Source organism: Streptomyces sp. 796.1 (assembly GCF_047525675.1).
GTDB lineage: Bacteria > Actinomycetota > Actinomycetes > Streptomycetales > Streptomycetaceae > Streptomyces.
The window spans coordinates 22,278-45,399 of the sequence record NZ_JBLIWA010000021.1 but is presented as its reverse complement, the minus strand read 5'-3'; the positions used below and the strand labels follow the sequence as shown (position 1 = coordinate 45,399).

General features: G+C 71.6%; 25 protein-coding genes. 14 read left to right on the top strand and 11 right to left on the bottom strand.

Annotated features, from left to right (window positions below; genetic code table 11):
* Window positions 1-22: 22 nt before the first annotated feature.
* The 7 genes from ACMA1D_RS16265 to ACMA1D_RS16235 form a co-directional block, all read right to left on the bottom strand.
* The gene (locus tag ACMA1D_RS16265) at window positions 23-589 is read right to left on the bottom strand and encodes a GNAT family N-acetyltransferase (RefSeq protein ID WP_414724689.1); all 567 of its coding nucleotides are present in this window, start codon (window positions 587-589) and stop codon (window positions 23-25) included.
* Complete coding sequence (locus ACMA1D_RS16260; protein ID WP_414724688.1) at window positions 586-1,080, bottom strand: lasso peptide biosynthesis B2 protein; 495 nt, start codon at window positions 1,078-1,080, stop codon at window positions 586-588. Before ACMA1D_RS16260 ends, ACMA1D_RS16265 begins: the two co-directional genes overlap by 4 nt.
* 128 nt (window positions 1,081-1,208) lie before the next feature.
* Complete coding sequence (locus ACMA1D_RS16255; protein WP_414724687.1) at window positions 1,209-2,909, bottom strand: albusnodin/ikarugamycin family macrolactam cyclase; 1,701 nt, start codon at window positions 2,907-2,909, stop codon at window positions 1,209-1,211.
* Between the two features lie 76 nt (window positions 2,910-2,985).
* Window positions 2,986-3,120 (bottom strand): albusnodin family lasso peptide, encoded by a 135-nt coding sequence (locus ACMA1D_RS16250; protein ID WP_414724686.1) that lies wholly within the window; start codon window positions 3,118-3,120, stop codon window positions 2,986-2,988.
* A gap of 360 nt (window positions 3,121-3,480) precedes the next feature.
* Complete coding sequence (locus ACMA1D_RS16245; protein WP_414724685.1) at window positions 3,481-3,996, bottom strand: hypothetical protein; 516 nt, start codon at window positions 3,994-3,996, stop codon at window positions 3,481-3,483.
* Window positions 3,993-4,277: a hypothetical protein gene (locus ACMA1D_RS16240; RefSeq protein ID WP_414724684.1), complete on the bottom strand. Its 285-nt coding sequence runs from the start codon at window positions 4,275-4,277 to the stop codon at window positions 3,993-3,995. Before ACMA1D_RS16240 ends, ACMA1D_RS16245 begins: the two co-directional genes overlap by 4 nt.
* A 26-nt stretch (window positions 4,278-4,303) precedes the next feature.
* Window positions 4,304-4,507, bottom strand: coding sequence for a hypothetical protein (locus tag ACMA1D_RS16235; RefSeq protein ID WP_414724683.1), 204 nt, complete (start codon window positions 4,505-4,507; stop codon window positions 4,304-4,306).
* 136 nt (window positions 4,508-4,643) lie between these two features.
* On the opposite strand from ACMA1D_RS16235, the gene ACMA1D_RS16230 reads away from it, so the two are divergent.
* From ACMA1D_RS16230 to ACMA1D_RS16215, 4 genes are all read left to right on the top strand, one after another.
* Complete coding sequence (locus tag ACMA1D_RS16230; protein WP_414724741.1) at window positions 4,644-5,594, top strand: helix-turn-helix domain-containing protein; 951 nt, start codon at window positions 4,644-4,646, stop codon at window positions 5,592-5,594.
* The gene (locus ACMA1D_RS16225; protein WP_349990587.1) at window positions 5,506-5,688 is read left to right on the top strand and encodes a DUF397 domain-containing protein; all 183 of its coding nucleotides are present in this window, start codon (window positions 5,506-5,508) and stop codon (window positions 5,686-5,688) included. Before ACMA1D_RS16230 ends, ACMA1D_RS16225 begins: the two co-directional genes overlap by 89 nt.
* A gap of 121 nt (window positions 5,689-5,809) precedes the next feature.
* Window positions 5,810-6,010 (top strand): DUF397 domain-containing protein, encoded by a 201-nt coding sequence (locus tag ACMA1D_RS16220; protein ID WP_414724682.1) that lies wholly within the window; start codon window positions 5,810-5,812, stop codon window positions 6,008-6,010.
* Window positions 6,011-6,086: 76 nt separating this feature from the next.
* Window positions 6,087-6,287, top strand: a complete 201-nt coding sequence (locus ACMA1D_RS16215) for a DUF397 domain-containing protein (RefSeq protein WP_414724681.1) — start codon at window positions 6,087-6,089, stop codon at window positions 6,285-6,287.
* A gap of 64 nt (window positions 6,288-6,351) precedes the next feature.
* On the opposite strand, the gene ACMA1D_RS16210 is transcribed toward ACMA1D_RS16215, so the two are convergent.
* Window positions 6,352-6,819 (bottom strand): NUDIX hydrolase, encoded by a 468-nt coding sequence (locus ACMA1D_RS16210; RefSeq protein WP_414724680.1) that lies wholly within the window; start codon window positions 6,817-6,819, stop codon window positions 6,352-6,354.
* Window positions 6,816-7,268 (bottom strand): hypothetical protein, encoded by a 453-nt coding sequence (locus tag ACMA1D_RS16205; RefSeq protein WP_414724679.1) that lies wholly within the window; start codon window positions 7,266-7,268, stop codon window positions 6,816-6,818. The genes ACMA1D_RS16210 and ACMA1D_RS16205 overlap by 4 nt, the downstream gene beginning before the upstream one ends.
* Window positions 7,269-7,583: 315 nt before the next feature.
* Between ACMA1D_RS16205 and ACMA1D_RS16200 the strand changes: the two genes are divergently transcribed.
* Window positions 7,584-8,096 (top strand): DUF3995 domain-containing protein, encoded by a 513-nt coding sequence (locus tag ACMA1D_RS16200; protein ID WP_414724678.1) that lies wholly within the window; start codon window positions 7,584-7,586, stop codon window positions 8,094-8,096.
* 191 nt (window positions 8,097-8,287) lie between these two features.
* Here the strand turns inward: ACMA1D_RS16200 and ACMA1D_RS16195 are convergent, their stop codons facing one another.
* Window positions 8,288-8,692 carry a pyridoxamine 5'-phosphate oxidase family protein gene (locus ACMA1D_RS16195; protein ID WP_414724677.1) on the bottom strand — a complete coding sequence of 135 codons (405 nt, stop codon included), beginning with the start codon at window positions 8,690-8,692 and terminating at the stop codon, window positions 8,288-8,290.
* An 899-nt stretch (window positions 8,693-9,591) separates the two neighbouring features.
* Between ACMA1D_RS16195 and clpB the strand changes: the two genes are divergently transcribed.
* The 4 genes from clpB (at window position 9,592) to ACMA1D_RS16175 (ending at window position 15,029) form a co-directional block, all read left to right on the top strand.
* Complete coding sequence (gene clpB, locus ACMA1D_RS16190; protein ID WP_414724676.1) at window positions 9,592-12,252, top strand: ATP-dependent chaperone ClpB; 2,661 nt, start codon at window positions 9,592-9,594, stop codon at window positions 12,250-12,252.
* A gap of 85 nt (window positions 12,253-12,337) precedes the next feature.
* The gene (locus ACMA1D_RS16185) at window positions 12,338-12,871 is read left to right on the top strand and encodes a YbjN domain-containing protein (protein WP_349990543.1); all 534 of its coding nucleotides are present in this window, start codon (window positions 12,338-12,340) and stop codon (window positions 12,869-12,871) included.
* 362 nt (window positions 12,872-13,233) lie between these two features.
* A complete protein-coding gene (locus ACMA1D_RS16180) occupies window positions 13,234-13,692 on the top strand; it encodes a hypothetical protein (RefSeq protein ID WP_414724675.1) in 459 nt (152 codons plus the stop codon).
* Between the two features lie 782 nt (window positions 13,693-14,474).
* Window positions 14,475-15,029, top strand: coding sequence for a Uma2 family endonuclease (locus tag ACMA1D_RS16175; protein WP_349993188.1), 555 nt, complete (start codon window positions 14,475-14,477; stop codon window positions 15,027-15,029).
* A 144-nt stretch (window positions 15,030-15,173) separates the two neighbouring features.
* Here the strand turns inward: ACMA1D_RS16175 and ACMA1D_RS16170 are convergent, their stop codons facing one another.
* Window positions 15,174-16,364, bottom strand: coding sequence for a pyridoxal phosphate-dependent aminotransferase (locus tag ACMA1D_RS16170; protein ID WP_414724674.1), 1,191 nt, complete (start codon window positions 16,362-16,364; stop codon window positions 15,174-15,176).
* Window positions 16,365-17,133: 769 nt separating this feature from the next.
* On the opposite strand from ACMA1D_RS16170, the gene ACMA1D_RS16165 reads away from it, so the two are divergent.
* The 5 genes from ACMA1D_RS16165 (at window position 17,134) to ACMA1D_RS16145 (ending at window position 22,891) form a co-directional block, all read left to right on the top strand.
* Window positions 17,134-17,424, top strand: a complete 291-nt coding sequence (locus ACMA1D_RS16165) for a hypothetical protein (RefSeq protein WP_414724673.1) — start codon at window positions 17,134-17,136, stop codon at window positions 17,422-17,424.
* Window positions 17,425-17,733: 309 nt separating this feature from the next.
* On the top strand, window positions 17,734-18,252 hold the full coding sequence (locus tag ACMA1D_RS16160; RefSeq protein ID WP_414724672.1) for a DUF2617 family protein: 519 nt from the start codon (window positions 17,734-17,736) through the stop codon (window positions 18,250-18,252).
* Window positions 18,253-18,377: 125 nt separating this feature from the next.
* Window positions 18,378-20,150 carry a spermidine synthase gene (locus ACMA1D_RS16155; RefSeq protein ID WP_414724671.1) on the top strand — a complete coding sequence of 591 codons (1,773 nt, stop codon included), beginning with the start codon at window positions 18,378-18,380 and terminating at the stop codon, window positions 20,148-20,150.
* 382 nt (window positions 20,151-20,532) lie between these two features.
* Window positions 20,533-21,636, top strand: a complete 1,104-nt coding sequence (locus ACMA1D_RS16150; protein WP_414724670.1) for an SRPBCC domain-containing protein — start codon at window positions 20,533-20,535, stop codon at window positions 21,634-21,636.
* Between the two features lie 400 nt (window positions 21,637-22,036).
* The gene (locus ACMA1D_RS16145; RefSeq protein WP_414724669.1) at window positions 22,037-22,891 is read left to right on the top strand and encodes an aldose 1-epimerase; all 855 of its coding nucleotides are present in this window, start codon (window positions 22,037-22,039) and stop codon (window positions 22,889-22,891) included.
* The last annotated feature ends 231 nt before the right edge of the window (window positions 22,892-23,122 follow it).

Sequence of the window (23,122 nt, the reverse complement as noted above, 5' to 3'; positions counted from 1 at the left end):
TGAGGGCGCGGCGGATGCCGCGTCATCTGCCGAGGGCGGTGGCCACGGCTGAGGGGCCGGGGAAGTCTTCGGGGACGGCGTCCATCAGCAACTCGTCAACGGGTTCGCCCAGCCAGAACCCCGAGCGGCGGAGCCGGCCGGCGGAGCGGAACCCCGCTTTCTCGTACGCCTTGATGCCTGCCGTGTTGGGCTCCAGCACCTTCAGCCACACCGTCCGCAGATGGGCGAGGTGGAACGCCCAGTCCAGGGTGAGACCGGCGGCTTCTGTGGCGTAACCCTTCCCGCGTGCGGCGGGGGCGATGACCATGATGAACTCGGCTGTGCGCACATAGGTGTTGACTTCCAGAATCGTCATGCCCACGGGTGCGCTGTCGTCCAGCCGGACCACCTCGAACTGTTGGAAGCGGTCGTTCCCGCGCTGGCGCTCGTACCCGCTGGCGCGCACCTCCCACGCCTGCGCCCACTGGTTCCCGTACCCCAGGATGGTTGCGGGGTCGTTCTCCCACTTGTGGTATTCGGGCAGCATGTCCGCGCGGGGCATCGCGAGGGCGAGCGTTTCGCCGCTCAACAGGATGTGGGGTTCACTCACGGTCGTGCCTTCCTGGTGGCGCGGGCCGTACCGGGCCCGTCCGGTGTGTAGGTGGGGGTGTACAGGGCGGTGTCCGTCGGTTCTTCGACCGGAGCACTGTCCGGACCGGCTATCCATGCGTGCAGCCGTACGGGGTCGAGGGCTACGCCGTGCCGCCACTCGGCTCGGCGTCCAACGACCCGCAGCACGAGTGCGGCAGCCGTCGAGTCCTCCAGGCACGCCCAGCGCATCGGCAAGAACTGGGCGGCCCAGCGGACAGCGCGAACAGCGTAGCGAGCCTGGAGGTCTGTGGCCGGGGGCAAATCGCGCCCTGAGCACGCTAGGTGGACGAGTCGCTGGAATCGGTTGCGCCGACGCCCGACGGCCCACACGGTGGCGGTGGCCAGGACTGCCGGGACGGCGACGGCCCGCCACCACAGCGGGGTGCGGCCGGGCTCGGACGGAACTGCGGCCTGCTCGACGGTCCCCCACGTCAGCTGGGTCTCCGGCATGTCAACTACCGTGACACCCAGATCATTTACTGCGGCGCAAGCGGGGCGCAACTCGATCAGGCCGGTGTCGTAGTCGAGCACGACGGATGCATGAGAAGCACGGGCAACCACGGTGCTGGCTCGGCTCATCAAGCGCTCGCCGGGCTCGGTGCGGTCTGCGTCCACTCGACCCCAGGTGTGTGTTCGATCGCCTCTAGCCATGCCTCGGCAGCAAGAACGGATAGCAGCGGAGGCCAGATCGTCTCCGCCCCCAGAGCAGCCGCATGCACCGTAGCGCGCAACGGCACCGGATCAACGATTCCAAGGGCCGCTAGTCGTCCGTCCGCAAGACCGAGCACGCGCCGCAGGTTCCGACGGATGCCCAGGTGAAAGTCACCGACCATGAGCCCCTTAGCGGCCCGTGCTCGGTGTGCGTCGGGCAACAGGTCAGCGAACGTGTCGGCAAGCATCGGCTTATATTGGCAAGCCGAGTAACGCTGTTCGATGGGTGCCGAAACCACCGCGTCCAGTACTGCTCCGTCGAAGTACGGATTGTGCAGTGCGAGCCCGCACGCGTCGGCTAGCTGGATCTCTGCGTACGCCGACCGCGCCACCACGCGCAGCTCGGCCACCAGAGCCTTAGCAGCATCGGAACCCGTTGGGGCACTCATCTCAGGGACGGACGCGGTGAGCCATTTCGGGTGCCCGAAGTCAGGGCGGCCGATGCGCAGCGCGTTGCCCCGGAGTGCGGCAGCGATCAGCGGACGGGGGCTCTGTCGGCGTAGCCGGGCCCAGTGCATCGCGTCCCCGAGCATGCGGGCCCAGTGGCCACGGCGAGCGAGATTCGCCAGGTGAGCAGGCGCGGGCGAGAACAGGTTGTCTCCGCCGTCGCCGGTGAGATGGCTGCGCGAGCCTGCGGTCACCATCGTGCCGAGTTGATCCGAGAACATCGACCACACTGCCGTCGACGGAGCCGGCTCGTCCGTCACGGGCAACGGGACGTCGGCCACCGTGAACGGAAGGTGCTGCGTGGAGAGGGGAAAAGGCTCGTGAGTCAGGCCCGGAGCGGAGAGGGCTTGTGCATACTGCATGTCCCCGCCGCTGGTGATGCCCGCCGGATGCAAGGTCACACCCGTGATCGGCCCGTACTGCGTGGCGAGCAGCGTCACGGTGGTGGAGTCCATGCCCGCGAGATCCGCTGTTGCTGGTACCCCCTCGACCCGTACCCGAATGCCCTCGCTGAGCGCCCGCCGCAGAGCCGTCGACGCTTCGTGCGAGGAGCGCCGTGCCGGCGACCACCACGGAACTGCTGAAGGTCCCGTCTCGGCACCGAGCGTCAGCATGTGTCCCGGGGGGACGGGTGTCACGCCCGTCCATGCGCTGCGGCCCGGAGCGGGGCTGTGTTTGTCGCGTAGGTATGCAGCAAGCCACGCGAGATCCACACGCCCGCCGACTAGGGCAGAAAGCGCGAATGAGCTGGACCCCCAGACCGAACCGCTTGGAGTGTTGACCAGGTAGAGGGGAGAGGCTGCCGCCGCGTCGGCAAGGACTTCCAGGTGGCCACGGCCGGTCAGGCGAACGACCGTGTGCGAGCCCGACCACGTCCGCGCGACTGCCGCGACGTCGGAGGCCGTCAGGGCACAGCCCACGTCGTCGTCCGTCGCGGAGCATGGACCGAGCACGGCGATCCGCGCTCCATCGCGCTCCAGGGTTCGGACGTGTTGGGAGTGCCAGTTCCCACAGACCCAAAGCGCAGGCTCGCGCCAGAGCAACTGTGCTCCCACGGGTGTCCCGGCGAACTGGGCGCCTGGCGCACATCCGCCGTACCACCGTGGCTTGTGCTCTCCCATGTCGCCACCTCTCTAGCCGCCGCACATCGGGGGGCGGCCCCCGTTGGCTGTCCGCGGGGGCCGCTGTGTTGGCGGCTTAGCTGTACGGAGTCTGCTTCGACTCGACCGACGATGACGTGCTACCCCGAGTCAACTCGGCGGCGTTGCCCAGGTCGATGACCGTGGGGGCGTCCGTTCCCTCGGCCGTGTCCGGGGCGGTCTCCTGGTCCATGTGCGTTCCTCCTCTCCACATCCGAAGGTGTCTTAGCGCCCCTGCCGAGCAGGAAGACACAACCCGTGGGGCAGGGGAAGTCATGTCAGGGTCTTTGACCCTGGGGGAAGCGGAGGCGTGTCCTAGGGGCACGTGGTGCCGCAACGAAGGTGCGGCCCTGCCGGGGAATCTCCCACTCCTGAGGTCACTCGGCGAGCTACTTTCCCCTCATGTTCGCGAGGGAACGAGACAGGGAAGCGGCAGCTGCTCCGCTCCGGTGGCGCAAGGCCACAGTGGTTCGTGTGTGTCTGAACTGCACGTACATGTAAGGGAGTTATGCGCGACGACGGGTGGGGCGAGCCCACCGCCCACCGCCCCCCGCTACCCCTCGCGGCGGCGCTTGGTGGGTTGGGGCATGCCTTCGACGAGGAGGGCTGGTTCGACGGCGAGGAGGCGGGTGCGCAGGGCGTGGACGAGGGCGACGCGTTCGAGGTTTTCCACCGCTGACCATTCGACGTCGACTTCGTCGCGGGGGAGGCTCGCGAAGGCGTCTTCGGGGGCGCTGCCGCCGTCCAGGATGAAGGCGAGTTCTTCGTCCTGTTCGCCCTCGATGGCGGGTTGCTGATCGACGGCGAGGAGCGCGGGTTCCTTGGGGAGCGTGATGCCGAGCGCGTCGGCGACCCGGTGGGCGGCGTCGGGGATCGACTCCCCGGGCCGCACGATGACCCCGGGCGGGCAGGCCCAGCCGTCGCGGACGACCTGGAGTACGCGCGGCCACATGCCAAGGGGTGCGAAGTACTTGGGGTTCTCCACCGGGCAGCGGACCAGGAGGAAGACCCAGATTTCGCGGTGGGGGTTGGGTGAGTGGGGGGCGTTGAGGGGGTGTACGAGCTTCATGCGGCTTCGCTTCCGTGGGTGAGGGCTTGCAGTCCGGCGCAGGATTGGGGCACCCGGTCATCGAGGGTGATGAGCCCGTACGCGGCCCGGCCGTCGGTCCAGCACCAGCCTTCGACGGTCTCGTACTCGACGCGGTGCCGGTTGGGGCACAGGACGTTGCTGCGCAGGGCTTCGGGGTCGAACATCGACTCCTGGTACGCGTGGTGGAACTCGATGTCCGTGACGGGTGACCAGGTGCCGTCCTCGCCGAAGCTGAGGAAGAAGCGGAGGGGGGTGCCCATGACGAGTACGCGGTGGGTGCCGTCCATCAAGCGCCGCCGGCGGGTTGGGCGTTGGGCTGGTTGCGGTGCTTCGGGCAACGGCACGGAGGCCAGGCGCCGGTGACCGCCTCGCGGAAGGCGTCGTGCCAAGTGTCGGGGTCGACCGTGATGCAGACGACGGACGGGGCGTCGTCGGGCGGCCCGGTTTCGCCGGGGCGGCGTCGGTAGACCTTGAGTGTCATCGTGCGCATGGAATTTCCCTCCACCGCGCCACAACGCGGCTCTCGTGGGGTTACTCTCCGTACTCTGGCAATCGTTGCCCGTGAGGGACCTGCCGCACCAGGACAAATCCCGTGACTGAGGTAACTTCGTCACTTGCGGAGAGTGATGACCGTGAAGCGTAAGCCGAAGACTGGACACACGACATCGGCCCAAATGTTCGGTGAACTCCTGCGTCAACTGCGTGAGAGAGCCGGCATGACCCAGGACCAACTGGCCGCGATCCTTCCGGTGGACCGCTCGCTGGTCGCCCACATGGAAGCGGGCAAGCGCCGCCCCGAAGCGCACCACATCGAGATCTTCGACAAGGTGCTCAACGCCGGCGGATTGCTGGTGAAGATGTGGGAGAAGGTCAACTGGTTCGCGCCGCATCCGGCGCATCCGGACTGGTTCAAGCAGCGGGCTGAGCTGGATGCGCGTGCGGTCTCGCTGTGTGTGTGGCAGACGCAGACGGTGCCTGGCCTGTTGCAGACCGCGGACTACGCGCGGGCGCTGCTGGCGCGGGAAGAGTCGGATGCCGACCGTGTGGAGGCGGGCGTTCTGGCCAGATTGAGTCGCCAGGAACGCTTCCTGGAGCCGGACGGGCCGGCGCTGCGCGTGGTGATGGACGCGTGCGCGCTGCATGCGGTCGTCGGCGATTCGCGCGTGATGCGGAGGCAGTGCGCCCATCTCCTGCGCGTGCCGCGTACGGCCAATGTGGTGATCCAATTGTTGTCTGGACACCAGTCACGATCGGTGCGCCCCACCACCTCGTTGTCCCTCATCACGCTGCCGAAGGGGCGCGAAGTGCTCTACTCCGAGTCGGTGGACAGAGGGCACTTCATCGATGATCCGGCAGAGGTCCGCTCGGCCAGCCGGGTCTACGATGAACTGAGAGCGGAAGCGCTCACGGCTAGCGCATCTGCCGCACTGATCAGCGAGGCGATGGAAGGATTTGCCCAGGATGAGTACCCCCGAACTCAGCGCGGCGATATGGCGCAAGAGCAGCTACAGCGGCAGCAACGGCGGCGACTGCATCGAGGTAGCCCCCGGATTCCCCAGCGTCGTCCCCGTTCGTGACAGTAAGAATCCGCACGGCCCGGCCCTTGCTTTCGGGACCGCCGCGTGGTCGGCGTTCGTCGCGGGCGTGAAGGCCGGCGACTTCGACGCCTGATGCCCGCGTACGCCAGAGCCCCCCGGCCAGACACCCCACGGCCGGGGGGCTTTGGCGTACTGGCTCAACTGGCGTGTGCTGTTGCAGAGTTGAGTGACGCCAACCGGAAGGGTCGTGCCCCATGGTCGATGAATGGATCAAGTCCAGCTACAGCGGCGACAACGGCGGCGACTGCGTGGAGTGGGCTCCGGCACGGGTGGCCGTGACGGGCGTCGTTCCTGTCCGTGACAGTAAGGACCCGCGGGGCCCTGCCCTTGCTTTCGGTGCTGCCGCGTGGTCGGCGTTCGTGGCGGGTGTGAAGGCGGGCGACTTCGGCGTCTGACGTCGGCGTCGTACTGGCTCAACTGGTGGGTGGAAGAGCAGGGTTGAGAACACCCGATTCGGAAGGGTTGCGCCTCATGGTCGAGCAGTGGATCAAGTCGAGTTACAGCGCAGGCAACGGCGGCGAGTGTGTGGAGTGGGCTCCGGTGCGGGTGGCCGTGACGGGCGTTGTCCCTGTCCGTGACAGTAAGGACCCGCACGGTCCTGCCTTTGCTTTCGGTGCTGCCGCGTGGTCGGCGTTCGTGGCGGGTGTGAAGGCGGGCGACTTCGGCGCCTGATGCCCGCGTACGCCGGAGCGCCGGCCACGCATCCGGCCGGGCGCCCGACGGCCGGGGTGGTTGGTCAGGCTGTTCGGCTGCTGTTCCAGGTGGTGAGCACGGCCTGGACGGCGCTGGAGACCTGGCGCTGCTGGTCGCCATCGGCCCACAGGTGGTCGTCGTGCTCGGTCAGCTTCACGGTCGCGCCGGTCTCGGTGACGTCGGCGGTGAAGTTGAACTGGCGGGTGGCTCGCCCGCTCCCCGATCGGTAGTCGAAGTGCCCGAGGTACTCGCCGACGGTGCCGACGACCAGCCCGGTCTCCTCGGCGACCTCGCGCCGCAGGGCTTCGATCAGGGTCTCGCCGTCGTCGACACCGCCGGATGGCAACTCCCACAGGCCCCCGAGGTAGTCATCGGCCGGTCGGTGCAGGAGCAGGACCTTGCCGTCCGCATCGGTGATGACGGCGCCGACGACGGTCTTGGCGATGCCGTCGCGTTCGGCGGCTCGGGTGAGGCCGTCCAACAGCATGGTGGTGACGGGTGACGGAGTCACAGCAGCAGGTCCTTCGCGTGTGTGGCGACTTTGGCGATGGCCGCGGTGTAGGCGTCAGCGAGGCGGGCATCGGCTTCGCGGTGCCACACCGGCAGCTTGAGAAGGGTGGCGTGCACGGCCTCGGCAACGGGGAACCGTCGGACGGCGGGGCTCTGGTGACCAGCGTAGCCAGGCAACAGCGCCCCGGGGTGCTGGAACAGTGGGTGGGTGCCCAGCGGGCAGGTGGATCCTGGCCGGTCGACCTCGGTGGCGCCCTCGGCGTGGAGGGCGTCCAGGAACCGCCGGAGCGGTAGCCCGCCGAGCTCGGCCGGCTCGTAGCGCAGGGGCAGGGCGTACCAGGATGGCCTGGCTGAGGTGGGCTCGGCGGCGCCGTTCTGCTGCGCGACCACGGCGGCGGCTTCAGCCCGGCCACCGTCCAACTCCACCGCATCTCCGCCGACGCCTGACACCCCGCGTACGCCAGGGCCCTCGTCGCCTGTTACCGCGTCACCCGTCACCAAAGGCGTGCCTGTCACCAAAGGTCGCGGGCTTCGTCGCGCCGCTCGACTACTACTGTGACCAGCGGGTTCGCCGGGTTGGGCGGTCGCGTTGCGGTTCGGTTCGGCGCAGGTGAGGGGTGGGGGAACCGTCGGGTTGGTAACTAAAGTTGATCCTCGCGGCTGGCCGAACTCCCTCTCCAGGTTGAGTCCGTCATCCCTCGGGAGGGACCGAGTCCGACCTGCTGGCTGACTCGCAGGGGGTGCCCCGCGGGCCAGGGTTGACCCATGCCCACCACGAGCCTCGCAAGCACCGATTCCCGTCCGGCCGGCGTTCCCGGTTCGGCCCTCCGGATCTCCGCCTACGCCGCCGCCACCTGGTCCGTCGTCTTCGGCGTCGTACACGTCTACTGGCTGTTCGGCGGGCGGGTCGGGCTGCCGGACGGGCTCTCCGTCACCAGCAACGTGCCGCTGCTGGTGATCGACATCCTCGCCATCCCGGCCTGCGCCGTCGCCGCCGCGCTCGCCCTGGCGATCGTCCAACCCTGGGGTACCCGGCTGTCGGCCAAGCTCGTCGGCCTCGCCCTCTGGGGCACCACCGCGATCCTGCTCGTGCACCCGACGCCGTCCGTCCCGGACTGGGTGGGTCTTGCCACCGGCTCGCGCGAGAAGGGTGACTTCGATGCCATGGGCACCTTCGCTACCTTCCTCTACGAGCCGTTCTTCCTGGTCGGCGGCGTGCTCTTCGGGCTGGCCACGCTCGGTCGGCGAGCGATGTTGCGCCAGCAGCGGGGGCGGTGAGTTGCGGCGGGTGCGCCGCATTCCGGATCCGTACGACAGGCCCTCGACCGAACCCCCGTCGGTCGGGGGTCTCGTACGCCCGGCCGTCAGCCGTCAGGCACCAGCCGTCAGCCGTCAGCCGTCAGCCGTCAGCCGCTAGCCGTCAGCCGTCAGGCACCAGCCGTGAGCCGTCAGCCCTCAGCCGGCGCCCGTTAGGCCCGCCCCATCGCGCGGGTCACGGTGATCTCTATGGCCACCCGGCCCGGGTTGTGGCGGGGGGTGCGGCCGTACCGTTCCGTGTAGCGGCGTTCGGCTTCGGCGATGGCCTCCGGGTCCGTGGTGACTCGCGCCCGGCCCTCCAGGGTGGCCCACCTGGCGCCGTCGAACTGGCAGACCGCCACCCGCGCCCCGTCCGGGCCGGCGGCCAACACGTTGCCCGCCTTGGTGCTCGACCCGCTACAGATCACCCGGGCGACCTTGGCCACCGGGTCGTACGTCACCCCCGCCGGCGTGACGTGGGGCGTGCCGTTGCGGCGCGGCGTGGTCAGCGTGCAGACGTGGCGTTCGCGCCAGAACGCGAGGTAGGCGGGGTCGGGGTGATCGAGGTCGATGGCCATGGTGGGAAGCGTAATCGGGGGTGGTGGGGCCGGTGGGTCGGCGGCGGGTGTCGATGCGGTAGCTGATGGCCAGTGCGAAGGTGCCGAGGGTGAGCAGGCAGAGTACGGAGCCGGGTAGCCACACCGAGCGGTGCAGGGGGCTGCTTGAGGTGTAGGCCCAGTCCTTGCCGGCGAAGACCTTGTCGCCGACGACCACCGGTGGGTCGCTGACCCTGCCGTGGCCGGTGCGGCCGTCAGCGAACACCCACTCGCTGCCGCAGTGCGCCGCTGGCCGCCGGACGACGTCCGCCGCGCAGCGCTCTATCGTGCGGACGGTCGCCGTCTCGCCGGTGGCGAGGCGGAGTGCGCTCCTGCCGACCCACACCGTGATCGCGCCGATCAGGGCGAGGAGCAGTGCGAACGCCGCCAGCACCCGGTGGGGCGGGCCCCACGGGTGACGGGCGGCGCTGGGTCTTGGATGGTCACTCATCGGCCTGGCCCGCCCCCGTGGTCCTCGCGTCTCACTCCGTTGGACGATTGTCGTAGGCATACCCAAGCGGCCGTTCGGCGAATGCGCCAGCCGCGCGCCATCCGGCCGCCGGCGCCCGCCGGCGCGTACCGGGGTGTGTTCCGCGCCGCCGCCCCGCTTTCCCCGGAGTTCGGCGCGGGCCACGGTGGTGACCTCGTCTCCGGCGCGTACCGAATCCACCGCCCGAGCCCGCCGAGCCCACCGAACCCGTCCGAGTCCAGCCCTCAGTGGGAAGCGCCCGCCCACCCGCGTCGGCCCCCCTCACCAAACCCAAGTCGAGGGCGACAAAATAAGTTGAGCGGGATAGACTCAACTTACTGTACGGTTGCTAAAGCAAGATGATGACGCAGGATGGTGGAACCGTGGTCGAGGAGCGAGGAGGAGCGCGACCGTGGATGCCGAGCTGACCAACAAGAGCCAGGAGGCGCTGAGCGCCGCCAATGAGCGTGCCGTGGCGGGCGGGCACGCCGATCTGACCCCCGCCCATCTGCTGCTCGCCCTGCTCGGCGGGCAGGACAACGAGAACCTGATGGACCTGTTGGCCAGCGTCGAAGCCGACGCGGCCACGTTGCGTTCCGGGGCCGAGCGACAGCTCGCCGCGCTGCCGAGCGTGCAGGGTTCGACCGTCGCGCCGCCCCAGCCGAGCCGCGACCTGCTCGCCGTGATCGCCGACGCCACGCGCCGCGCCAAGGAGCTCGGCGACGCGTACATTTCCACCGAGCACCTGCTCATCGGCATCGCCGCCAAGGGCGGGCCGAGCGGGGAGCTCCTCAACCAGCAGGGGGCGAGCGCCAAGCGGCTGCTCGACGCCTTCGAGACCAGCAGGGGCGGAACGCGGGTGACCAGCCGGGACCCGGAGGGCACGTACAAGGCGCTGGAGAAGTTCGGTACGGACCTCACGGCCGCCGCGCGCGACGGCAAGCTCGACCCGGTCATCGGCCGGGACCAGGAGATCCGGCGCGTGGTGCAGGTGCTCTCGCGGCGCACGAAGAACAACCCGGTGCTCATCGGTGAGCCGGGCGTCGGCAAGACCGCCGTCGTGGAGGGGCTCGCGCAGCGCATCATCAAGGGCGACGTGCCCGAGTCGCTCAAGGACAAGCAGCTCGTCTCGCTCGACCTCGGCGCGATGGTCGCGGGCGCCAAGTACCGCGGCGAGTTCGAAGAGCGGCTGAAGACCGTGCTCGCCGAGATCAAGTCGAGCGAGGGCCGCATCATCACCTTCATCGACGAACTGCACACCGTCGTCGGCGCGGGCGCCGGCGGCGACTCCGCGATGGACGCCGGCAACATGCTCAAGCCGATGCTGGCCCGCGGCGAGCTGCGGATGGTCGGCGCGACCACGCTGGACGAGTACCGGGAGCGGATCGAGAAGGACCCGGCGCTGGAGCGCAGGTTCCAGCAGGTGTTGGTCGCCGAGCCGTCCGTGGAGGACTCGATCGCGATCCTGCGCGGCCTCAAGGGCCGGTACGAGGCGCACCACAAGGTGCAGATCGCCGATGCCGCGCTGGTCGCCGCGGCCACCCTCTCCGACCGGTACATCACCTCGCGCTTCCTGCCCGACAAGGCCATCGACCTGGTGGACGAGGCGGCGTCGCGGCTGCGCATGGAGATCGACTCCTCGCCCGTGGAGATCGACGAGTTGCAGCGCGCCGTGGACCGGCTGCGGATGGAGGAGCTGGCGCTGGGCAACGAGTCGGACGAGGCCAGCAAGCAGCGCCTGGAGAAGCTGCGCCGCGACCTCGCCGACAAGGAGGAGGAGCTGCGCGGCCTCGGCGCCCGCTGGGAGAAGGAGAAGCAGGGCCTCAACCGGGTCGGCGAGCTCAAGGAGCGCCTGGACGAACTGCACGGCCAGGCCGAGCGCGCCCAGCGCGACGGCGACTTCGACGCCGCGTCCAAGCTGCTGTACGGCGAGATCCCGGCCGTGGAGCGGGAGTTGGCCGCCGCAGCGGAGGCGGAGGAAGAGGCCAAGAAGGGCGACCGGGACAAGATGGTCAAGGAGGAGGTCGGCCCGGACGACATCGCCGACGTCGTCGCCTCCTGGACCGGCATCCCGGCCGGCCGCCTCCTGGAGGGCGAGACGCAGAAGCTGCTGCGCATGGAGGACGAGCTGGGTCGCCGGCTGATCGGCCAGCAGGAAGCGGTACGGGCCGTCTCCGACGCCGTGCGCCGCACCCGCGCGGGCATCGCCGACCCCGACCGGCCCACCGGCTCCTTCCTCTTCCTCGGCCCGACCGGCGTCGGCAAGACCGAGCTGGCCAAGGCGCTCGCCGACTTCCTCTTCGACGACGAGCGGGCCATGGTCCGCATCGACATGAGCGAGTACGGCGAGAAGCACTCGGTGGCCCGCCTGGTCGGCGCCCCGCCCGGCTACGTCGGGTACGAGGAGGGCGGCCAGCTCACCGAGGCGGTGCGCCGGCGCCCGTACACGGTGGTGCTGCTCGACGAGGTGGAGAAGGCGCACCACGAGGTCTTCGACGTACTGCTCCAGGTGCTGGACGACGGGCGGCTGACCGACGGGCAGGGCCGCACCGTCGACTTCCGCAACACCATCCTCATCCTCACCTCCAACCTCGGTTCGACGTTCCTGGTCGACCCGCTGCTGAAGGAGGACCAGAAGCGGGAGAAGGTGCTGGAGACGGTGCGGGCCTCGTTCCGGCCCGAGTTCCTGAACCGGCTGGACGACCTCGTCGTCTTCCACGCCCTGGGCACCGGGCAGCTCCGCCGCATCGCCGAGCTCCAGATCGACCACCTCCAGCGCCGGCTGGCCGACCGCAGGCTGACCCTGGACGTCTCCGACGCGGCCCTGGAGTGGCTGGCCAGGCTCGGCCACGAGCCGACGATCGACGCACCGGACGCGGGCACCGGACCCGACCTGTCGTACGGGGCGAGGCCGCTGCGCCGGCTGGTGCAGACGGCCATCGGCGACCAGCTCGCCCGGGCCATCCTCGGCGGCCAGGTGCGCGACGGCGACACGGTGCGGGTCGACCACGAGCTGGGGGCCGAGGGGCTGACGGTCGCGGCGGCGGGTGCGGGCGCGCCCGCCGCGGGGTGAGCCGGAATCGGCTGCGGGGGCGGGGTTGCGGTGACGGGGCGGTGATGAGGGAGGATGGCGGAATCCGTACGAAGGGAAAACCACGGTGAGCATCGACCCGTCCTCGATTCCGAATTTCGGGGGCCAGCCCGAACCGCAGGACGCTGGGCCGAGCGGCCCCGTCCTCCCCGACCAGGACCTGGTCAAGCAGCTCCTGGACCAGATGGAGCTGAAGTACGTGGTGGACGACGAGGGTGACCTCGCCGCGCCGTGGGAAGAGTTCCGCACGTACTTCATGTTCCGCGGGGAGGACGAGCAGCAGGTCTTCTCGGTGCGTACGTTCTACGACCGGCCGCACGCGCTGGAGACCAAGCCGCAGCTCCTTGAGCTGACGGACGACTGGAACCGCCGCACCCTGTGGCCGAAGGTCTACAGCCACACGAACGACGACGGCAGCGTCCGGCTGATCGGCGAGGCACAGATGCTGATCGGCACCGGCGTCAGCCTGGAGCACTTCGTGTCCTCCACGGTGAGCTGGGTGCGGGCCTCGATCGAGTTCGACAAGTGGCTCGCCGAGCAGCTCGGCCTTGAGGTCGCCACCGAAGGCGGCCCGGACGAGGACGCTCCCGCGGCGGAGTAACCCGGAGCACAGCTAGCTAAAGCTGGGCACAGCCAGGCAAAGCTAGGCACGACGACAGGGGCCCGACGAGCGCGGGCCGCCCTCCGGGGCGGCGGCGCTCCAGGGCCCCTGTCGCGTTGGCCGCTGCCGCGCGGGGTGTGGGGGTGGGGGCTTGGCGGGCTCAGATCTTGGCGGTGCCGGGCCACGGAGGCGCTGCGGTTCCCGGAACGAGCGCCTTTCCGGGGCGGCCGGGCGCCCGGCCCCCCCCCCCCCCCCCCCCCCCGCCCCCCGAGCCCGCCGCGTGCTCGTCATGGCGACCGCACCCCGCACCTGGCACCCTGTGCGCACCGCGGCGCAGGCCGCACCGGATCGGGGGTAGCCGTATGCGTTGGCGATACGTCGTGGTCACGGCCCTGGTGGCGACCGGTCTCACCGGGTGCGCCGGTGACCCCACCCGGCCCGCCGGCGGATCGGACGATCCGGCCGATGGCGTACGCGGGGCCCGGCACGCCGTCGAGTCGTACGTGGCGGCGCTGAACGCGCGCGACGCCGACCGGCTGATCGAGGTCGGCGGCGTCCCCGACGACAGGCGGGCGCGCCGCGAAGCGGGCCGCATCCTGGCCGCGACGGGCGGCCGTGAGCTGTCCGTGGTGGACGTACGGATCAGCTTCGACATGGGCCCGGACGTGGCCTCGGCCAAGCTCACGGCCGAGGACGGGGCGGGCGCGCCGCTGCACGAGACCTTCACGGTGCTGCGCACGGGAGACGGCTGGCACGTGATCGCCTTCGCCGACCGCCCGGCGCCCCCGGGCAAGCAACCGGCCTCGACCACCAAACCCTGACCCACCCGCCGCGCACCCACCCACCCACACCCACACCCACCCAAGGGTCGGGCCCCCGGGAATGCAGGCGGGGGCCCGACCCTCCCCACCTTGCGGCACCCACCCGCCACCCGCGACCGGGACGCGGCGAATGGGGCGGCGGCGCCCGTACGCCGGGGGATCGGGCGGAGGTGCGGGCAGGCCAGGGCCCCACCGCCCCCCGAAGCGACAAGAACACCGTGTCCCCTGCGCACCCTGCGGCAGCAGCCACCCCCTGTGGCGGCTGTGACGCCTACGGCCCGACCGCGCGCAAACGTACGCCCATCAGAGCGCCCGGCGTACGCCCCCGTCTAACCCACTACGGACGACTGCGCCACCGCCCTACGCGCTACGCCAGCGGTACGTCTAGTTCCTCTCGCCACTGGCGTATGCCGATGACTCGGGCGGGTGGGGTGTGCGGGGCGGGCGGGCCGTCGGGAGTGGCGCGGGGCGTGCCTCGGGGCGCTGGTGGGGGGGCGTACCTGTGAGGGTGACGGGTGGGCCGGGGGAGCGACATGCCGTACGGGTGCCGATCCACCCACCGACCCACCCCAGTCGCCGAACGGGGCCTGACCCTTCAGAGCCGTGGCCGCACGAAGCCCCCACTCCGGCCGGCGACCGACCAACCTTGCCGCCCCACCCCTCACCCCACCAACCTCTTGAGCCGGGACACCGCCTCCTCCCATACCGGGCGAACGAGGGCGAGGGCTCGGTGGGGGGAAGGGGCCCGCCGTATCCTGGCTGCACACGGGAAGGAGCCGTTCATGAGCGCCGAGGCGATGGTGCACACCGAGTTCCCCGCGGGTTACACGGTCCTCTTCGGGGCCGATGGAAAGGTGATCATGACCCCGCAGAGCGAAGAGCACTCCAGCACCATCCGATCGATGCAGATCGATTCCGCTCTCGCTCTCGGCCGTCATGCGAAGGTCACGTCCGACGTCTACATTGACTTCCCCGCCGACGAGAACTCCGCCCCTGACCTGGCGATCCTCCGCGAGGACGCCCGCCGGGACGGCAAGCGCTACAGCTTCGCCGACGTCCTGCTCATCTCCGAGGTGGTCTCGACCTCCTCGGCGCGCAAGGACTACGACGACTGCACCGCGAAGTACGGCCGTTACGGCATCCCGATCTACCTGGTGGTGGACCCCTACGCGCAGGAAGTGGTCCTTCACACCCAACCGACCGGCGACGGATACATCGCCGCACACACCCACAAGTACGGCACCGGCAAGCTCCCCATCTCCTTGGCGGACGGCCGGACCTTCACCCTCGACCTCGACGAGCTCCCGCGCCCTGAGCTCGATGGGGGCGTTCGCTGACCGGATGTGCCGGCGCGGCCTGGGGCAGGGCCGGGGGCCGTGGCGCTGAGGGGCGGCGGAACCACCCGCGGCCGTAGCCGTCGGGAGGCCGGGGCCGGGGCGCGAGCACTGCGCCGTACGGGGTGGCGCACGGCGCAGGTGCGGTCAGGGCGCGAGGCGGCCGAGTCGGCTCACGGCCTCGGCGAGGACGTCCTTCTGCTTGCAGAACGCGAAGCGTACGAACGGTGCGCCCTGGTCGCGGTGGTCGTAGAAGACCGCGTTGGGGATGGCGACGACGCCGCAGCGTTCGGGGAGGCTGCGGCAGAAGGCGAAGCCGTCGCCGTCCGCGCCGGCCTCGGGGCCGAGGGGGCGGATGTCGGTGGTGATGAAGTACGTGCCGGCGGGGCGGTAGACGCCGAAGCCGGCCGCGGTCAGGCCGTCCGCGAGGAGGTCCCGCTTGGCGGCCAGGTCGTCGCGGAGCGCGGTGAAGTACGCGTCGGGCAGGGCGAGCGCCTCCGCGACCGCGTACTGGAACGGGCCCGAGGCCACGAACGTCAGGTACTGCTTGGCCGAGCGGACCGCCGCGAGGAGTTCGGGCGCCGCGGTGACCCAGCCGACCTTCCAGCCGGTGAACGAGAACGTCTTGCCGGCCGAGCTGATGCTCACCGTCCGCTCCCGCATACCGGGGAACGACGCCAGCGGCAGGTGCTCGCCGTTGAAGACCAGGTGTTCGTACACCTCGTCCGTGACGACGTACAGGTCGCGCTCGCAGGCGAGTTGGGCGACCGCGGCCAACTCCTCGCGGGTCAGCACCGTTCCGGTGGGGTTGTGCGGGGTGTTGAGCAGGATGAGGCGGGTGTCGTCGGTGACCGCGTCCCGCAGTTCGTCCAGGTCGAGGCGGTAGCGACCGGCCTCGGCGTCCGGGCGCAGGGTGACCGGGACCCGGGTGCCGCCGGCCATCGCGATGCCGGCCGCGTACGAGTCGTAGTACGGCTCAAGCGCGATGACCTCGTCGCCCGGCTCCAGCAGCGCGAGCAGCGACGCGGCCAGCGCCTCGGTGGCGCCCGCGGTGATCAGGACCTCGGTGTCGGGGTCGTACTCCAGGCCGTACCTGCGCTGTTGGTGCGCGCTGACGGCGGCGCGCAGTTCGGGCACGCCGGGGCCCGGGGGGTACTGGTTGCCCCGGCCGTCGCGCAGCGCGCGCACGGCCGCCTCCCTGACCTCGTCGGGGCCATCGGTGTCGGGGAAGCCCTGCCCGAGGTTGATGGCGCCGGTGCGCGCGGCGAGGGCGGACATCTCGGCGAAGATCGTCGTACCGAATTCGGCGAGACGGCGGTTGAGCGGCGGTCGCTTCATACGGCACATCCTGCGCCGAACCTCTGGATTTGCTCAACTCTGCTTTGGCCGGGAAAGGCCCCGGGCATCAGCACAGACACGAGGAGACTTCCGTCCGGCTGCATCCCAGCGGCGGACGTTCGTGCGTACGGCAGTGCTTTGCGGGGGTGTTCCGCGGGCCGCGATACACGGGGGTGTTCCGCGGTCGCGTTACGCGGACTCCGTATCGCGGACTTCGTAACAGTGCACGGCGCACGCGCCATCGGGCGGATTTTCCTGACGACCTCTCCAGCAATAAGTACACAGGTATCGATAAAGAGCGAAAGACCGGAATCTACGGTGCAACGGGGGCAACGGGGACAGCGGGGGCTGAGAGCAACGGGGGCTGAGGACAACGGGGGACAACGGGGGGACGGGGGCGGTGGGGAGCGGAGTGACGGGGGCCGCGGGGGTGTCGGCCCGTCGCACGCTGGACCCCACGGCGGCCCACGCCGCACTACCGGCGTGGGCCGCCTCATCGGCCGGCCCCGGTGCTCGGCGCCGGCGGCGTCCGGGCTCCCGGCAGCCCGGCGTTCCAGCGGCTCAGCAGCTCAGCGACACTGCGACGCGGCAGCTCGGGGGCTCGGCAGCTCGGCGGCGCCACGGCCCGGCCGCTCGGCGGCTCGGCGTCCCCGGGGGGCTCCGCGGCTCGACCGCTCGACCGCTCGACAACGGGGACGGCGCCCTGACGGGGCCGTTCTCGCATCGGTGGCCACGCCGGCCACACGGGGGACGAAAGGACAGTGAGGACATGGGCGTTGTGGTGTGTTTGGTCATCATCCTGGTGGTGAGCGTCGTCGTGGGCGCGGCCCGCAGGCCGGGCGGTGGTCCGGCGGGCCGGGCCAAGTGGCTCGGCGGCGACTCGACGGAGGAGCAGGCGCGCCGGCGCGACGGCGGTTGGGGGTCGGGCGGCACCGGCGGCAACGGCGGGAGCGGCGCCTCCTGCGGCGGGGCCGGCTACTCGTGCAGTTCCTCCGGGTCGTCCTGCGGCGGCGGATCCTCGTGCGGCGGTGGGGGCGGCGGTGGCTGTGGCGGTGGCTGAAGCCCGGTAATGGGGCGGGGTCGTACGTTTTGCATATGCGCCCGGCGGGCTACGGCAGGCCGGGCGCTCAAGCGTTGAACAATTGATCTGAGGGGCGCTCGGGGGGATGGAAACCTAGCGAAGATGGGTAAAAAGGCTGTGCCGCCCCGCATTTCATGATTCCGTGTCTCTCGGACCCTATGGACCCCACGGACCCCACGTGGTCAGCAGCCGGCGCATAGTGACCCCATGGTCCTCCTGTGGAATGGGGTCGCCCTTTGAGGGGTAAGGGCCGGCCCACCTTCCATTGCGTGCTTGCGGAGCCGACCCATGCTCACGACCCTCAAGACTGCCTATACCGATACCCGCGCCGCCGACCTCGCCTGGTGCCTAGGGCGCGAGCCGCAGCCCGCGCTCGCCGTGCTCGACCTGAGACTTGGCGAAGCCGCCCTCCAGTTACGACTGCTCGGCGCCTCGCACCAGGTCCTCCTCAACGGGCGCGACGGGAACTGTTCGGAGACGGTGGCATGTATGCCCGGTAGCAGCACTCCCCTCCCGCTGGGTGTCTCCAAGCTCGTCGACGGCCGGGAGTACGAGTTCGCGGCGCGCATCGAGACCCTTTCCCGCGGTTCCTTCGCCGGCCGGGCGCAGGAGTTGCTCGCGCTGGTCGCCGACCACCCGCACGGCCTCGCGGGCACCTTCCCCGGCAGCCCGCACGCGTTCACCGCCATGCTGGCCCAGCGGCGCGACGGGCAGGTGGGCTGGCGCACCTGGCACGCCTACCCGCAGGAGGGGTGCCTGGTCACCACGCGGACGCGACTCGGCGCGCGGGTGGTGGCGGCGCTGTAGCCGCGCGCGGGCGTCCATGGTTGCCCGGATGAGGCGCGGTTGAACCTCAACTCGCCCGGGAATGCCATGCATTCCCCCCGTGTGAGTGACCAATGGCGAGACAGGGGTAACGTAACGTTCACCCCATGATCGACCCGCCGGTACCTCTCGTGTCCGTCGCCGAGGAACCGCCGACGGAGCCGGCGGGGGCGCCGCGGGCACCGGTCTCGATCGGTCGCTTCGCCATCCTCGCCACCGTCTTCATCTGCGCGGCCTGCGGCCTGGTGTACGAGCTCGAACTGGTCGCCCTCGCCTCGTACTTGATCGGCGACTCGGTGACACAGGCGTCCATCGTGCTGTCCCTGATGGTGTTCGCGATGGGCACCGGGTCGCTGCTGGCCAAGCGGCTGCGGCGGCGCGCGGCGCTGGCCTTCGGGGTCGTCGAGTCGCTGCTCGCGCTGGTCGGGGGCGCCTCCGCGATGGCGCTCTACGCGTGCTTCGCCTGGGGTGCCAGCACCCGACTCGCCCTGGTGGGCTTCTCGTTGGCGATCGGCGTGCTCATCGGGGCCGAGGTGCCGCTGCTGATGGTGCTGATCCAGCGGGTGCGCCGGCAGGACGCGGGGGGCGCGGTGGCCGACCTGTTCGCCGCCGACTACGTGGGCGCGCTCGTCGGCGGCCTGGCCTTCCCCTTCCTGCTGCTGCCGCGGCTCGGCCAGCTCATGGGGGCGCTGCTCACCGGGGTGGTCAACGCGCTGGTCGGCGGGGCGCTGGTGTTGTGGCTGTTCCGGCAGGACCTGACCGTGCGCGGGCGCTGCGTCCTGATCACCGCGAACGGGCTCGTCCTGCTGATGCTGGCCAGCGGCGCGGCGCTGACCAGCACGTTCGAACGGGCGGCGCGGCGGGCGGTGTTCGGGCCCGATGTGCGGGTGGCGCTCCACACCGACGTGCAGGAGGTCGTCATCACCGGCGGGGTGCCGGCCGGGCCGAGCCCGGGGCCGGCGCTGGACCCGGGGTCGGCGCTGGGCCCGCACCTCGCGCCGGGGGGTGCCGCCGGCGCGAGTGGCCCGACCGGCGCGCCGGGGAGCCGTCCGGAACAGGGCCGGGCGCCGCTCGCGCTCTACCTCAACGGCAAGCTGCGGGTCAGCGAGCAGGACGAGTTCCGCTACCACGAGGCCCTGGTCCATCCGGCGATGACCGGCCCGCACGGCCGGGTGCTGATCCTCGGCGGTGGCGACGGCCTGGCGCTGCGCGAGGTGCTGCGCTACCCCGGGGTGCGGGCCGTCACCGTGGTCGAACTCGACGGCGACATGGTCGAGTTGGCCCGTACGGACCCCGGTCTCAGCCTGCTCAACCGCAACGCGTACAGCGATCCCCGGGTGCGGGTGGTGACCGACGACGCCTTCAGTTGGCTGCGCGGGCACGCCCGGCCGAGCGGGCCGAGCGTCGCGGGCCGGCCCGGCGGCGGCTATGACGTGGTCCTCAGCGACCTGCCCGACCCGGGCCTCACGGCGAGCACCAAGCTGTACTCGCAGGAGTTCTACGGCCTGGTGCAGCGGGTGCTGCGGCCCGGTGCGCGGCTGGCCGTGCACGCGGGCACGGTGGCCGTCCGCCCCCGGGAGTACTGGACGGTGGAGGCGACCGTACGGTCGGTGGGGCTGCGCACCGCGCCGTACCGGATGCCGGGGCGGCTCGGGCGGTGCGGTGCCGGGCCCGACCGAGTGCGGTCCGGCGCCGCACCGGACGGCGACTGGGGCTTCGTCCTCGCCACCCGCGACCGCCCTGACCTGCGGCTACCGCCGCACCGCCCGGCCCTGCGCGCGCTCACCCCTGAGGTGCTGCGCGCCGCGGCCCGGGCGGCGGAGCGCGCCCGCCGCCCGGACGCACCGGTCTCCACGCTGACGCATCCGCGGTACGGGTGAGGGGTGGGAGCGGCCTGGGTAGGGCTGGCCTGGGTGGGGTTGGTCGGGGTAGGTGGGGAGGGCGGTTGAGCGGTAGTGGGGTGGTGGTTGGGTGGTTCGTCCGGTGGGGTGGGGTGGGTGTTGGGTTGGTCGGGTGGGTGTGGGTGGGGTGAGTGGGTCGGTGGCGGGTGGGTGTGTCGGTGGGGGCGTGCGGGCGGCGTACGGGTGCGGGGTGGCGGGGTGGTGGTGCGGGGCAGGTTTTGTTGGAGCCATGTCACGTACGGTGGTGGCTGGCGGGGCGGCGTGACGGTGTGTCGCCGGCGGGGCGGGACCGGGCCGCGGCGCGCGGCGAATGTGTGCCGGGCGATGTCTGATCTCGTACGAGATGAGTACGCTCGGGGCCATGGAGCATGAGGTGTTCGTTCCGGTTCCCGCAGCCGCCGTACGGCGCGCGCTCACCGAGCCCGCGCGCATCGCCCGTTGCCTCCCCGGGTTCCAGCGCGCCGACGAGGCCGCGGCGGGTGAGGTCGCCGGGCGGCTCCGGCTGCGCATCGGCGGCTCCTCCATCACCTACCGCGGCGCGCTGCGCATCGTCGAGCGCGACGGCAGCGTCGAGTACGCGGGCGAGGGCACCGAGGCGCGCGGCGGCGCGGGGGTGAGGGTGACGCTGGTCGTCACGGTGCAGACGGCCGACGGCGGTACGACGCTGCACTGCGTCGGCGCGCTGGCGGCTGGAGCGGGCGCCGGTCGGCTCGCGGAGTTCGACGCGGAGACGGTGGTCGCGGCTGCCCGCAGGCTGCTCGACCGGTTCGGCGAGGAGTTGGCCACGGAGTGGGCGGCCGGAGAGCGGGCGGCCGGGGGCGGGGCTGCCTCGGGTGGGACTTCCTCGGCCGGGGCTCCCTCGGCCGGGGCCGATGTGGGTGGGACTGACCTGAGCGGGAGTGACCCGGGCGGGGCTGATCCGGATGCGGCCGATTCGGCCCCCGGGGCGGGGGCGGATGCCGAGGTCGCGCCGGAAGCCGGGGCGGAGGCGGCTCCCGGGGCGGAGGCGGAACCCGAGCCAGCCCCGGACCCGGACCCGGGCTCCAAGCCAGACCCAAGCTCCAAGCCAGACCCAAGCTCCAAGCCAGACCCAAGCTCCAAGCCAGCCCCAAGCTCCAAGCCGGACCCGGACCCGGGCTCCACGCCGGACCCGGACCCCGACCCCGAGCGGGCCTCCCTGTTCGAGACCGAGGTGCCGCCGTCCTCGCTGGAACGGCTCGACTTCCCCGTACCCGATGACGACGCGGCGGACGAGCCGCCGGCCGAGGCGGCGCACGCTCGGCGGACGATGATCGGCCGCAGTGCGGAGGAGGTGGACCACGCGCCGCCGCGCGGCAGGTACGCACCGGTTCCCGCGCCCGAGACGGCCTCCACCGTGGCCACCCTGCGCTGGGCCGCGCCCGCCGCCGCTGCGGTGCTCGCCTCGGCGGTCGTCGTGGGACGGGTGCTTCGGCGGCGCAAGTAAGCCCCGCCCCGGCAGGGCGTGCCGGGTGTCGGCCCGGGCGCGCCGGGCCCGGTGGCCGCGCCGCGCGTACCCGGCGCGCCACCCGCGTGCGCCCGCGGGCCGGGGTCGGGCGGCGGCGGACGGCTTCCCGCGACGCGGCACCCCAGGACCGCGCCGGGGCGCCCGTACGCCGAGGGCCCGTACGGCCATATGGGCAAGGGCGGGTGTGTGCCGGGGCGTAGGAGGGGCGGGGGTACGGGCGGCGCGCGGCCGTGGGGCGTGCGGGTCGCGCGTACGGGCGGGTGGAAGCACGGTGGTGGTGGCGGGGCGCGGCCGGGTGTGAGGGCTGGGTGTGGGGTTGCCGCGAGGCCCGCGGCGTCCGGCCGGGCGGTGCGCCGGATGCGCCGTTAAGGTCGGCGGTGTGAGCACCCAACAGACCACGGACGGCGCCCCGGGGGCGCACGCGGTACGGCTGGTGGCGCCGGGCTGCGCCGAGTTGACGATCCATCCGGACGCCGGTTGCCGGATCAGTTCGCTGATCATCAACGATATGGAGGTGCTGCGCCCGGGCGACGGGTACGGCGTCTTCCCGATGGTGCCCTGGTGCGGACGGATCGAGCTGGGCCAGTTCCGCAGCTTCGTCGCCGGGCCCGCGGCCGGTGGCGGCGCGGTGCGGCACCAGATGCCGATCAGCGCCGCCCCGCACGCCATCCACGGCACCGTGCGCGACCAGCCGTGGCGTACCGCCGCCGTCGACGAACAGTCCGCCACCTTCTACTGCGACCTCGCCGACCCCTGGCCCTACCCCGGCCGGGTCACCCAGTCCTTCGAGCTGTCCGACGACGCGCTGAAGCTGACGATGGGCGTGGAGACGCGCGGCGACTCCTTCCCGGCGCAGGCCGGCTGGCACCCGTGGTTCCTGCGGCAGTTGGGGCCGACGGGGGCGCCGGTGCAGATCGCGTTCGACCCGCAGTGGCAGGAGGAGCGGGGCGCCGACCACCTGCCGACCGGGCGGCGGATCGACCCGCTGCCCGGCCCGTGGGACGACTGCTTCGGGATGCCGGACGGCGTGGACGTCACGCTGACCTGGCCCACCCAGTTGCAGTTGCGGATCACCAGTGGCGCGGAGTGGGTCGTGGTCTACGACGAGCCCGCGGACGCGGTGTGCGTGGAGCCGCAGTCGGGCCCGCCGAACGGCCTCAACACGGTGCCGCGCCTAGTGACGCCCATCGATCCGCTGGAGGTCTCGACGACCTGGAGTTGGACGCGGATGTAGTGGACGCGGACGCGGATGTGGCGGACGCGGCGGTGGGGCGCCCGGGGGGCGCGGGGCGGTCGGGCTGCCGGGCCGCTGCTGGCCGGGCCAGCTGGCCGCCGATGGGCTGACCCGCCGGCCGCTCACCCCGTCCGCCCGGAAGCCCACCCGCGCGCCCACCCGCACGCCCGCCCCGGTCCGGGGGCCGCTGGCCCGGACGCGGGGCGGGCGGGGTGCCCGCCGGTGCGGGCA